The organism is Arthrobacter sp. TJ-263 (assembly GCF_058269155.1).
The window spans coordinates 423,395-435,345 of sequence record NZ_JBZCNE010000001.1 but is presented as its reverse complement, the minus strand read 5'-3'; the positions used below and the strand labels follow the sequence as shown (position 1 = coordinate 435,345).

The following is an 11,951-nucleotide window of genomic DNA, read 5'->3' as shown; positions in this document are numbered from 1 at the left end:
CGAGCAGATCACCCTCACCGGAGCCGAGAGGGGCGTTAGGAAGGCTGAGGCCATAGGATCTACCAGATCCATGTCCAGATCCCAGCTCGGATCCACCAGAAGTGCATCACCAGTCGGATGATCCGCGTGAAGTCGCTGGGGCCAACGCCCCAGCAACCGGACCACGCGCTAGTGGGTCCACCGATAGTCCTTCAGCACCCAGCGCTACCTCGGCGTGAACCTCCTGCGCCGTTGTGGCGTGAACCTCTGATCCGACAGTGATCTAATGCGGAGCGGGGCCACTGCCCCCGCTTCACCTTTTCCACGGAAGGGCAAGGATAGGAGCCATGACCCGGATGACCAAGAAAGTCCCGACACGGCCGATCCACGGACCCTATGGTCAGGTGGAGAAGTGGTTGAAGGCCGAGGGCGCCGGCGAGCTGCTGCAGGAGGCCGTCTTCTCTCCGGTCTTCAGCGAGCAGTCCTTCGAGCCCGGATGCCCGAGTGAGGCCGAGCTCCGCGAGCTGTGGCCCGACGGCGGGTGGCTGTCCTGGCTGGGCGGGCCCGCGGTCGGCCCCCTGGAGGAGTGGCCCCGTCGCACCGACGGCAAGGCACTGGCCCACGTGGCCACGATCCACCTCGGCGACCTGGGTGCGACCACCGACGCCGTGGGCAAGGCGGCGTGGCCCACGGGACAGCTGCGCGAGGGACTCCCCACCGACGGCGTACTCGAGGTCTTCCACGACCTCGAGTCCTTCGGCTACGACCCCGCCGACGGCGCTGCCCGCGGTTGGCAGGTCCGCTGGGTGCAGACTCCGGACCGCTCGGTGCTGATCGACCCACCGGAGGACTTGGACACCCCCACCGATGTGTGCCAGCTGTGCCTGCCGATGCCGGGCTTCACGCTGCCCTCCGCCGCGGATGTCGCCGGCGGGCCTCAGGACCGATTCGAACTGATCGAAGCCCTGGAGCTCGACCTGCAGAAGGGGTGGCTCGCCCAGCGCACCGGGTCACCGAAGGGGATACCCATACCGTTCAGTCATGCCTACGGCCACAGCCACCGCGGCCGGATCACCGCTGTCGACGACATCCTCCCGGGCGTCCTGCCGCTGGAGCCCGGGGACGAGTACCGGCTGATCCTGGACATCGAGTCGTGGACGGCCCTCGCAGGATGGTTCGGCGATGCGGGCAACCTCGAAGTCTGGGTCCGTGAATCCGACCTCCAGGCACGGGCCTTCGAACGGGCCTGGTGCCTCATCCGCACCGACTGACGGCCAAGACCCGTGAGAACCCCCCTCCTCGGTCCGGGCCTGACAAATGACCATGGGAGCTTGAGCGAAGACCGCGTGGGGCCACTTGAACCTGTCATAGTCTGTGAAGGTAATGGTGGATAAGGGACAGAGAGAGGGTGGACACGAATGCGGCACAATGGACGACCATCCGCTTGTTGAGTACTGCCGCCCGCTTGACTGACGCGGACCATAGGCAATGTACTCAAGAGACTCGAGCTCAAGGGGCTGGTTTTGAGAGCCCGGGACACCTCGGATGGACGTTCGATACGCGTCCGGATCACAGCCCGAGGCCAGAGCATAGAGCAGCACAGGGGACCGCAGCTGAATTCTCTGGTCGTGCTGGTGAGTCTACCGAGGTGCTCGGCGCACGCCGCCGGACCGCTTGCACGGGCCCGGTAGATCCCCGTACAGCACTGTGCAGCTCAGGAGACGACGGGTTCCGTGATGCCCGTATTGGACCTGAGTGGTGTCTATGCGCTGGCGGTCGACCTCAACTCACCAGAGGAAGCCCTGAAGTTCCTCGACCGATTCCGGGCAGGGTTATCTCAGACCTACTCCGGGCAGGCAACGCGCCAGCCATCACCACTGACCGCAGCTTCTTACGGGACCTCACCGCGGAGGCATTTCTTTTCACGCACGCATGTCTCGCTCTGCGCTCGAACCCGACACTTCCCGCTCCCCCACGAACGAACCAGTAGTGGTGTCAGCGGAGTGTTGGCGTCTTGATAGGCGGGCTTTGATCAGCTCGATGGTGGGGCCAAGGTCGGAGACCTCCCACACACTGTGCCGTGAGGTGGCGGCCCAGTGGAGGGTGTCGGCGACATCGCGGATGTACCCGCCGCGCCGCTCAACTATGGCGCGGCGAAGATCTCCTGCCGTCCAGGCGTAACGAAGTCCGGGCACTCCGTCCGGGAGCCCCCGGTGTTCGGTTCCTAGCGTGAGGCGACCCCACAGATCGATCAGCCCGGGTCTGGCGGCCTCCGCGAGTCGCATGGAACCGAAGAAGCGGCCGTTGAGGTCGATGAGGTGATAGGTGTTGGCACTGTCGATGAGGAATTGGAGTTCGACTAGGCCCCGCCAGCCCAGTCCTTGCAGAAGCTGTTCCGCGCGGGAGACAAGCGACTCATCGATCGGCACCGTGACTGCCCGCGTCGAGACCCCATTGGGTGTGGGCCACAACCTCGTACTTTCCTGCTGCACCCGCGCGGTGAGGCGTCCCCGGTCGAAAATCCCGATGAGAGCGCTCAACCGCCCCACGATCGGCGTTTGAAGCACGGGGTGGGCACCTGCCGCCTGCAGATCACGAATCCGGGGTTCGGCCGCGCTGATCGTGGAATAAGTTCTCGCTTCCATGCGGGTCTGCCGGGTTTGTCCCGGGTTCCAGTGGGCACGGCTCTTGACGACGACCGGGCCGCGCCAGGACTGGACGCCCGCCTCGTCGGCATCACGAATCACGGGAGTGGATAAGCCCGCTGCGGCAGCATGCTCAGCGAGCCGGACCTTGTCCAAGGCATCCGAGACGACGCTCGCCGGAGGGTGGGGATTGAGCGCCGGAATTAGGCGCTGATAGGTGGAAACGGCGGCCATCCAGTCGTCTCCGGAACCGAAGACCACCGCGTAGCGCCCGGCCCGCACGGCAGCCCTGACCCCGAGCACGAACGCCTCACCGTCTCCGCGTGGACGGGGAACAGTGTGCCGCGCCATCACGGCTCGTGATGCTCCCGCCATGCCGCCGCCCTCCGGAGTCCCGAGCCCCACACGCCATCCGGCAGCAGCCAGTGACCGGGCGGCAGCCAAAGCACCCCGGTCCCGGCCCGTTCCCACGATCAAGGCACTCAGCGGAGCCTCAACCGGCGATCGACCCGAGGTCGATAAAACCCGCGCCAGCGTCGGGTCGTTTCGCGTTTCCGCCGCGCGCACCAATCCGGGATCTGATTCCTGTTCCACGGCGCTCATCCCTACCCCCTTCATCGTCGCGTTCACCAGCTTCTCTACTGCTGAAGCCTACAAACGGCAGATGAGGAGAGCATGAGAGAGGTCGGACGCAGGCACTCGGATCAGCGACCGACAACCCCACGCCACGCACGAGTCCGGCTCTGCTGCGCGGGGAGCAGTGGCGCTGCTGGTGCCCCACTCACATCACGGAGCTGGTGGAAGTCTCATGTCCTTCTCATGGTCAGTGCATAGCGTGGCTCGAGGGGAACCTCCATCTCGATCCTGCCAGTCAGCAATCACGGTTCAGGAGCGCTGACGAGCAGTAGCGATACGACCTCACTGGCCAAAGACTTCACCACTACAACGAAGAGGAATCTCCATGAGAACCCGCCTGCCAAAGCTTTTTGCTGTTCTCGCCACACTGATCGCCCTTGCCCTCACGAGCTGTGACAACCCACCCCAGGATGAGGGCTTTACCAACAACCAGGAGCAACAAGACGATTCTCAGAACCAAGACAACCAACAAGACAACAGCGGCGACGACGGTGACGACGGTGACGACGGTGACAGCGATGACACGAGCGATGACGATGGCGACGACACGAGCGATGACGACGGCGACGACGGTTGATCGGAACCAGGGCGAAATCCGTGCACGAAGATTCTTCCCCGGTCCTGACGCCACCTCGTCGGCTCTCACGCCGGGTCGGTGAGTGCGTTGAGCGATGCCTCTGCGCAGCGCTCCTTGGAGCAATTGAGGGCCAGTCCCTGCAGTGTCGCGGCGATTGGCTGGATGGACTCAGGCGAAAGGATCGTCGTCGATCATCGCGTCTCGCCTCAGGGGCATCAGGGAGCTCGTGGAGGGCTTGGTCCCCGGCTGAATCGCGGCGCCTCGACTTCGATCTCCAGAGCTAGAAGTGTTTGGGTCCTCGCGCATATTGCCTTGACCGTCCAGGCAGCAGCGTGTGAGTGAACCCGCCGACGGGTCCGGTGTCTGTATCGCTACGCGCCAGCTCCGACACCACGTTCAGGTCCGTCGGCCGAGTTCCTCCCAGAGGAAGGCCAGCGTCGCGGCGCCGGCTTTCAGGATGTCGATGCTGACGCTCTCGTCGCTGTCGTGCCAGTTGTCTTCCACAAGTCCGGTACCGAAGAAGACCACGGGTACATCCAGTGCGCGGGAAAGTATCTCCGCGGGTCCGCCGCCGGCGTTTCCCATCCGCCCCACCTCCTCCTTCTGGAAACCGTGGGCCATTGCCGTGGAGAGAGTCTCCAGCACCAGGCAATCCGGAGTCCGGTACGGTTCCTGCGCATTCTCGAGGTCAAGAGACAGCTCGTACGCGTAGCCGGCACTGATGTTCTCCTCCACCCAGCGCCGCACCTGCCCTGCCACGTCCTGGATGTTCTGCCCGGCGACGGTGCGGATTCTCAGGTCTGCGGACGCCATGGACGGGATGGCCGCACGTTGCACACCGATGGGGTCCCCGGCCGCCAGTGCAATGACTTCCAACGACGGGCGCTCCCACAGCCGTTCGAGTACCGAGTATCCGTACTCCCCCGAGATACTGCGTGTGTGTGAGCGCTTCAGCCAGTCCTGCGGGTCGAAAGGCAGTGCGGCCAGTTCAGCCCGGCGGCGGGGGGTGATGTCCTCGACGTCGTCGTAGAATCCCGGGAAGGTGATCCTTCCCTTGTCGTCGTGCAACTGCCCGAGCAGTCTGCTGAGTTCAAGGGCCGGGTTGGGGGCCGGCCCGGACACGGCACCGCTGTGAATGTCGGTGAGGGGCCCGTAGACCTCCATGTGTGCGCCGAGCATGCCGCGGATGCTGGTGCAGATAGCGGGATGGTCCGCGTGCCACAGCAGGGTGTCGGAGACGACCACGGCGTCCGCATCAAGGCCGGCGCGGTGGTCCTGAAGAAGTTCTGCCAGGCCGGGAGAGCCGGCCTCTTCCTCCCCTTCGACGATCAGCTTGAGGTTCACTGCCGGAGTGGTGCGTCCCGTGGCACTGAGGTGGGCCCGGAGTCCCCAGACGTGAGCCATGACCTGTCCTTTGGCGTCTGAAGTTCCTCGGCCGTAGAGCCTGCCGTCGCGAAGTACCGGATCGAACGGAGTGGTCTGGTCCCAGTTCTCCTCCTTGACCGCGCGCACGTCATGGTGGCCGTAGATCAGGATGGTCGGGGCCCCGGGGTTGCCGGACCATTCAGCGAAAACCGCGGGACCCTATGCCCCCTTCCAGATCTCCGTGGTCGGAAACCCACCCCCCGCAGCTCCCCCGCGAGCCAGTTGGCGGACCGGGTGAGGTGGTGTTTGCGCTCCGGGACGCCCGCCACGGACGGGATGCGGACCCACTCCGTGAGTCTGTCCACGAGCAGCGGCGTGTGGGCGTCGATGTAGTGTCGAACGTTTCCGTCAGCATTCATCGTTGATCCAATCGAATCAGTCAGGTGTCTTGCAGCGAGGGGACCGGGACTGCGTGGCGGTGGAGGTGCCCTGGGTGCGTTCGACGGCGTCCGCCACCACCGCGGCCAAGCTCTGGCTGTTCGCCATCGTTTCGAGTTGCCTGCATGAGCCCGTGCCTGCGGTGAGGATCTGCGAGATGCCCAGGGCCACTTGCTCGTCGTCGCCGCTTCCGGCCAGGACGGGGCGGACATGAGCCAGGAGGGCCTCGACCGCTTCGGCAGCCGGACACGGGGTGTTCAGTACCGGGTGGAGGAGGTTGCCTCCTACTCCGGATCTGCTGGCGTGCCACGCCGCGAGACGCAGGTGCGTGTCTGACCGATGCGGGGCAGGGGTTCCGGCCCGCCATTCCTGGACGGCTCGTTCCGTGAGTGCCCGCACGAGGGCGGCGATTGTCGTGGCGTGTTCGGGTTCCAGGCAGACGTCGGCGATGCGCACCTCGACCGTCGGATGATGGCGGGAGAGGCGGGCGTCGAAGTACACCATGCCCTCGTCAACAAGGACGCCCGCAGCCAGCAATGACTGGACATGGTTTCGGTACGCCCGTTCGGATCCGAACCGCCGGCAGGGTCCCGACGTCGGCCACCGGCCGTACGCCTGGTAGCGGAAGCTCGCGTAGCCGCTGTTGTCTCCCTGCCAGAACGGGGAGTTCGCGCTCAGGGCCAGCAGGACCGGCAGCCAGACACGGATCCGGTCCAGCACCGCTACGCCTTCCGCGCCGGAGTCAACGCCGACGTGGACATGGAAGCCGCACGTGAGCTGTTCCCGGAAAGTCAGCCCGAACCGGGCGGCCATCTCCAGGAAGCGGGGCTGCGGCACCGGTGTCGGAGTGACCGCGACCGGGCTGGTCGCCAGCGCCACCGCCCTGGTGCCCACCGACCGTGCGGCCTCATCGGCCAGACCGCGGCCCTCCCTGATTGCTCCAGCCATCTCCTGCAAGGTGGTACAGACAGGGCTGACAACTTTAAGTTGCTCCTGCTGGACCTCCGGAGTCAGGACCGGGCCGGCGACGAACCCTTGACGGTTGGACCTGCGCCGAAGTGCCTGCTCTGCCACAGGTGCCGGCTGGCCCGTCCCGGGGTCGACCAGCAGGAATTCCTCCTCGACGCCGAAGGTCCTTCGACCGCTGCCAACGGGACGGACACCCTGCCTACTCGTTGATGAATTCACGGCAATTCCTTTGAGGAAGGCCGCCGACCCGAAGATGCGCGGACCGGCCGCCATCGAAGCATGAACAAGCTTCCTACAAGAACCCACAACCACCAGCCCGCTGGAACCACGCCTTCGATGTCCTCAGAGTACGCACGGCAGTGGGCCGCCGAAAGGGCGATCCAGCTGTACCCGCTGTAACGCTGTTCCTTGACGGCAGGATCGTTCTTCTCCATGCACAAGAGTGAACGCGTCCGGCGGACCGTGCTTGCCGCCACCGTGCAGGCGTGAGGCGATGTCATCGCCTCCATGAAAGGCCTGGACAACAGCCGTTATCGGCACTCTGGATTCGGCTGCCAGCATCAGGACGAGGCTCACTACAGTCACCAGCAGCCCGCTAGGGCGGCGTAGGAACGATCATTCCGCTGGTCGAGATCGTCGGTGCAGCCCCCCCGTTCGTTGTGGATCGAAATTCAGGAGCGTAGTGGACCGGGTGAACTGCGCTTACGAAGTGCTGGCTCATTATCGCGGCGAAGGTGCGGAAGCAGATCGTGACGCCGATGCCGGGCGTCGAAGTCCGATCCCGGCGAAGAGTAGGCCTTCACCGTGCCTGGACCTCGATGGCTTCGCGCTGGTCCCGTAGGGACAGTAGCTACTCGTCCCGCCCGGTCCCGGCGGCGTTGGTGCCAACCAGTGTGCGGTTCACTACTGCTTCTGTCGTGTCGGTCGGGCTGGTGCGGGTTACTCCTCGTGGAACGGCCACTGGTTGGTACCCCGCCGCCACGACGTGCTGGCGGAAGTTAATGGATTGCTTCGTCCGGGCAGCCCCCGCTGATGACTGTGACCGGCGGTAGCGTAGGAAAGTCGTTTAGCAGTAAGCGGTGCGCCATCGGTGGCCCGCCCGGACTTCCCTGGCGCGGGTACACCGTCAACGGCCTCCGAGGAAGCATCATCAACGACAACGAATTTTTCGTGCCTCCAGCCGAGACTCCCCTCCCGGCTCCCCCAGCGGCACTCTCCGTGACAGCGTCCGTAGCACCGTCCGCAGCACCGTCCGCAGCACCGGCCGCAGTTGATCGTCCCGTACTTGCGGAGCACGAATTCGATGATTTCTTCGAGGACGAATATGAGCAGTTCCTGCCGGGAACACCTGCCCACACGGCGATCTACCTGCAGGACCTCGTCCTGGACAGCACCGACGTCGAAACCTTCCTCGACAGCCTCGCCCGGGCCGCCACCGAACACCTCGCCGGGCACGGGCACGACGTGTTCTGCGGGGTGACGCTCCTTCGACCACGGACCAATGTGACGATCGCCAGTAGCAGTCCCGAGGCCCGGCGGCTCGATGAGCTGCAGTACTCCTACGGCGATGGGCCGTGCCTGACCGCGGCCCGGACCGACCAGCCGGTCCATGTCCCTGACACGAGGACCGATCAGCGGTGGCCGGAGTACCTGGCCGAGGTGACCCGCCACGGCGCGTCGTCCATCCTCGGCGTGCCGATCCCTCTCGATGGTGAGGCGAAGTGCGGACTGAACCTGTACTCCACAGCGTCGAACACGTTCACCGCCGAGGCTAGGCACGCCGCGGGGTTCTTCGCGCGAGAAGCCTCCCGTTCCCTGCGTCTGGCCGTACGGATCGCCACGCTCGCGGAGAAGGCCGGGCATCTGAACGCCGCGCTCCAGTCCCGGACCGTCATCGACCTCGCCGCCGGCATCATCATGGCCCAGAACAAGTGCAGCCAGACCGCGGCGGTCGCCATCATGAAGTCAGCGTCCAGCCACCGTCAGGTCAAACTCCGCGACCTCGCCCATGAACTCGTCGTCACCATCAACCATCAGGGACCCGACACCCACTTCGACTGAAGAATCCGCACCAACAGTTCGAGGGCATCACACCACCATCAACCACTGCTTCACCACCGAATGGAGAAACTTCATGGCCACCAAGAAAAGCACGACGATCGCAGCATTCCTTGCGGCTTCCAGCCTCTTCCTCGGAGGATGCGACCTCGGCAGTAACGATAGCGACGACCCCGGTACGGACACCGGCAATTACGACGACAACAACGGCATCGATACCGACCAGGGCGACGACGCACGAGGAAACGACAACTAGCACCGCACGCCCGCCATCACCCCGTGAACGATGGTCCAGCGAGCGAGCACGCGCCGGCTCTCTCGCCGATTGGGCTGCGTGTCCGGATGAAGTATGACGACCATAGGTGTAGTGAGGGCCGAGGACCTGCCGCTCAGCGAAGTTCTCACGTTGTACGGTGCGGTGGAGCGGTTGGCCTCCACGAAGGACCCGGACAACCTTCAACGAGCATTGGAGGGGTCCTCGACCCTCGTGGCCGCCCATCATGGCGAGGCGCTGGTTGACCTGGCTGAGGAGGACCCGCCAGAGCCCCCGTACGGTTCGATTGATCGAACGGGGTCCGCAAACCGGATCCTCCACTGGAGGGAATTTGAGCCATGATCTTATGGCTCCGCCCGCGAGCTGATCAGGGCCGTCGCGGATAAATATAAGTCTCGACTCGAGGTTGTCGGTGAGCGCCCGGTGCCCGGCTTAGTGTGAAGCATGCACTTGACTCGGAATCGTGATCGGCCCGCTGCACAGCAATGGGCATCAGTAGCGTTGATCGCCGTTCTGTCGGCCGGGCTTTGGTTCGGCTGGTTCGCCTGGGATACCGAGTACCAGTACGACGCGGCCACCGGAAGAATGGGCGGCCCATACGCAGTGTGGCAGGGCGTCGGAGCTTTTCTCTGCAGCATCGTGGTGGTCTGGTTCGCCTACCGTCTCCTGCATGTCGCCGTCGCCCTCCTGGTCCTTCCAGCGTCCTTCACGTTCGCGTGGATCACGACGGCCGCCGCGACGGACGTGACCGGGCTGTGGATGGTGGGAGCTGTACTTCTCGCTTTCGGTACCACCATTGGCGTGGCAATGATGCTCGGTATCGCCGCCGCCGTAGAAGCTGCTGGCAGGAAAACCCGCGTCTCCGCTGCTGCATCCGAGTAGCTGCTCCCGAACAGGCATAGAAATACCGTGGGCCATCCGACGCGACTGACGATCCTCCACCGCTCGGAGTTCATTCATCGGGTGGTCGATTCGCCGGTAGTACTGTCGGGGCGCGTCATGAAGTGGGGCCAGGTATATCCGTCACACCGGAGCCACTTCTAGCAGTAAGCATTACCATCCTCTCTTGAGCTCGAAGGAAACAACCTGCGCCGGGCTCGAACGAGGAGATGGTGAGCGAAGTCGCGAACCTTGGCGCCGGGGATGGGTCCACGCCAGAGGGATTCACTACGGAGGACCTGCGGCTGGGCAAGAAGGCCACCAAATTCCTTCGCGCCCTCAGCCCGATTGCTCTCGTAGCCTGTGTTTCAATCGCTGGCTTCGTTCTTCTCAATGTTCCATGGGATACCCGGATGCCCTACGACGGAGAATATGACCGCAGCGGCAGGGGTATTCCCATGCAGATCGCGATGCTTCCCTGCATGCTGCTCCTCATTGGCATCTGACGGGCTGGAACGACGCCGAACGCGCATCACATGCGCAAGGGCTCGCGCGTCGGGACCCGAAGCTCCTCGACGAACTTGCCGGGCTCGTGGCGCAGCGCGTACGTGTCAGTCACTTCTTGGATGAGCGGGGCGACGAGCTTGACGGCGCCATCCCGGTCCGGTGCACGACGCCAGTGCACGGTGACTGCAAGGAACTTGTCTTCGACGAAGATGCCTTCGAAATCGTCCAGCAGCCCCACTTTCCCGATGAAGGATCGTCCGCGGAATCAGGCGATCAACCATAAAGCGCTGGGACAATCCTGCCATTGAGCGCTGGGACTCACAGAGCTGGTGGTGTCTCGTCCTGGTGTGTTGCAACCCACGGGTTACGAGCCGTAGGCCACCGCCAGATTTCTCGGGCTAGTCGGATCAGGGCAGTGAGAAGCCGCCTCGAATTCGGCGTTTTCTCGACACTGCTTCACGGCGCTCCTGTCATTTCGGCGGAGTGCATGAGTCGAGACTGATCTCCGTCCGACTCTTATTGTCACGGGTTCTGTGCCGGAGGAGACTTGAGGCGACGGCATCCCATCTCGTGCCGCCCGCGGGGTCATCCGGCTGCGGGGCCTCACAGCACCCTGTAGCGGCCTGGTGGATCGATGAGCTCCCTGACACCCCTCGAGAAGGCCGCTCAGCGGTCGCGCCATCTCTTGCTCCTGGTGGCTATCGCGTTGATTGGATGCCTCGGCGGGTGCGAGTCTGCACCCGACGACGCCTCCCTCCCGCCCACCAGTTCTCCGACGACGGAGGCCGGCGCGGTCCCACCCTTGCCGGACAGCGGCGACATCGACGCCGGCACATACCTCGTCACCAGCTACACGGAGCCTTTCGAGATCACCGTCCCGGACGGCTGGTTGAGCGACGGCGGTGACGTCCTGTCCAAGGACGACCCGGCCCACCCGGATGAAGGGGCCGTCGTCGTGGCTTGGTGGCCCGCGGATTATGTGCCGACGGATTCATGCGCGTGGGTGGGCGCGCTCGTCGAGGTAGGTCCGTCCGCTGAAGCCTTCGTCGACGCCATGACGGCGCAGACGTCGACGGCCAGCACCCCTCCCGTCGAAGTCGTGGTGGGCGATTACTCCGGCTTCGAGTTCGACCACTCCATCGAGGGCGACGTGGACATCACCGCCTGTGACCGCGACAAGTTCTGCCTCCACTCAGGATTCTCGAACGAATGCTCACGCTGGTACTCGACTCAGGATGAACGCGAGACCTACCGGGTGGTCGACCTGGAGGGCCAGCGCGCAGTGATCTGGGTGACCCAATTCCACGAATCGATCAATCCGGAGCTGACGAGCGAGGCACGCGCCGTCTTCGACTCGATCGTGTTCCGGTCCGACATGTGACCAGCTGATGCGATAGGTGATCCCGCCCATGGGCTCCGGCTCCTTCTCCGAACCCACGTGGGCGTCTCATAGCCTCAGTGTCTCGATACGCAGGGGATGCGAGGCGGGTTGCCCCATCCGGCACGCCACGTAGCGGTGCGGAAAGCCGGCCGTTCAGCGCTGTGATCCACAGCCGATGTTGGTTCGCGAACCCGCCGTCGGACCTCGCCGCCCGCCCGGTCAAAGTATCCTTTCGCTGAGATG

12 protein-coding genes are annotated in these 11,951 nt (G+C 64.5%); 8 read left to right on the top strand and 4 right to left on the bottom strand.

What is annotated here, in order from left to right:
- Positions 1-326: 326 nt before the first annotated feature.
- Together AC4D2F_RS02005 and AC4D2F_RS02000 are read left to right on the top strand one after the other, a co-directional pair.
- Complete coding sequence (locus AC4D2F_RS02005; protein WP_490909305.1) at positions 327-1,250, top strand: DUF1963 domain-containing protein; 924 nt, start codon at positions 327-329, stop codon at positions 1,248-1,250.
- 198 nt (positions 1,251-1,448) lie between these two features.
- Positions 1,449-1,670 carry a winged helix DNA-binding protein gene (locus AC4D2F_RS02000; protein WP_490910507.1) on the top strand — a complete coding sequence of 74 codons (222 nt, stop codon included), beginning with the start codon at positions 1,449-1,451 and terminating at the stop codon, positions 1,668-1,670.
- 231 nt (positions 1,671-1,901) lie between these two features.
- Here the strand turns inward: AC4D2F_RS02000 and AC4D2F_RS01995 are convergent, their stop codons facing one another.
- Complete coding sequence (locus AC4D2F_RS01995) at positions 1,902-3,227, bottom strand: ATP-grasp domain-containing protein (protein WP_490909304.1); 1,326 nt, start codon at positions 3,225-3,227, stop codon at positions 1,902-1,904.
- A gap of 358 nt (positions 3,228-3,585) precedes the next feature.
- Here AC4D2F_RS01995 and AC4D2F_RS01990 point away from each other — a divergent pair, with 358 nt between their 5' ends.
- Entirely contained in the window at positions 3,586-3,837 is a 252-nt protein-coding gene (locus tag AC4D2F_RS01990) for a hypothetical protein (protein WP_490909303.1), read from the top strand.
- A gap of 396 nt (positions 3,838-4,233) precedes the next feature.
- Here the strand turns inward: AC4D2F_RS01990 and AC4D2F_RS01985 are convergent, their stop codons facing one another.
- A complete protein-coding gene (locus tag AC4D2F_RS01985) occupies positions 4,234-5,349 on the bottom strand; it encodes a M20/M25/M40 family metallo-hydrolase (RefSeq protein WP_490909302.1) in 1,116 nt (371 codons plus the stop codon).
- A gap of 288 nt (positions 5,350-5,637) precedes the next feature.
- The gene (locus AC4D2F_RS01980; protein ID WP_490909301.1) at positions 5,638-6,828 is read right to left on the bottom strand and encodes a carboxylate-amine ligase; all 1,191 of its coding nucleotides are present in this window, start codon (positions 6,826-6,828) and stop codon (positions 5,638-5,640) included.
- A 999-nt stretch (positions 6,829-7,827) separates the two neighbouring features.
- On the opposite strand from AC4D2F_RS01980, the gene AC4D2F_RS01975 reads away from it, so the two are divergent.
- From AC4D2F_RS01975 to AC4D2F_RS01960, 4 genes are all read left to right on the top strand, one after another.
- Complete coding sequence (locus AC4D2F_RS01975; RefSeq protein ID WP_490909300.1) at positions 7,828-8,670, top strand: GAF and ANTAR domain-containing protein; 843 nt, start codon at positions 7,828-7,830, stop codon at positions 8,668-8,670.
- A 73-nt stretch (positions 8,671-8,743) separates the two neighbouring features.
- Positions 8,744-8,923 (top strand): hypothetical protein, encoded by a 180-nt coding sequence (locus AC4D2F_RS01970; RefSeq protein WP_490909299.1) that lies wholly within the window; start codon positions 8,744-8,746, stop codon positions 8,921-8,923.
- A gap of 519 nt (positions 8,924-9,442) precedes the next feature.
- On the top strand, positions 9,443-9,823 hold the full coding sequence (locus AC4D2F_RS01965; RefSeq protein WP_490909298.1) for a hypothetical protein: 381 nt from the start codon (positions 9,443-9,445) through the stop codon (positions 9,821-9,823).
- Positions 9,824-10,050: 227 nt separating this feature from the next.
- On the top strand, positions 10,051-10,326 hold the full coding sequence (locus AC4D2F_RS01960) for a hypothetical protein (protein WP_490909297.1): 276 nt from the start codon (positions 10,051-10,053) through the stop codon (positions 10,324-10,326).
- Between the two features lie 26 nt (positions 10,327-10,352).
- Here AC4D2F_RS01960 and AC4D2F_RS01955 read toward each other — a convergent pair whose 3' ends face one another.
- Complete coding sequence (locus AC4D2F_RS01955) at positions 10,353-10,565, bottom strand: hypothetical protein (protein ID WP_490909296.1); 213 nt, start codon at positions 10,563-10,565, stop codon at positions 10,353-10,355.
- 396 nt (positions 10,566-10,961) lie between these two features.
- On the opposite strand from AC4D2F_RS01955, the gene AC4D2F_RS01950 reads away from it, so the two are divergent.
- The gene (locus AC4D2F_RS01950; RefSeq protein ID WP_490909295.1) at positions 10,962-11,708 is read left to right on the top strand and encodes a hypothetical protein; all 747 of its coding nucleotides are present in this window, start codon (positions 10,962-10,964) and stop codon (positions 11,706-11,708) included.
- Positions 11,709-11,951: the final 243 nt, after the last annotated feature.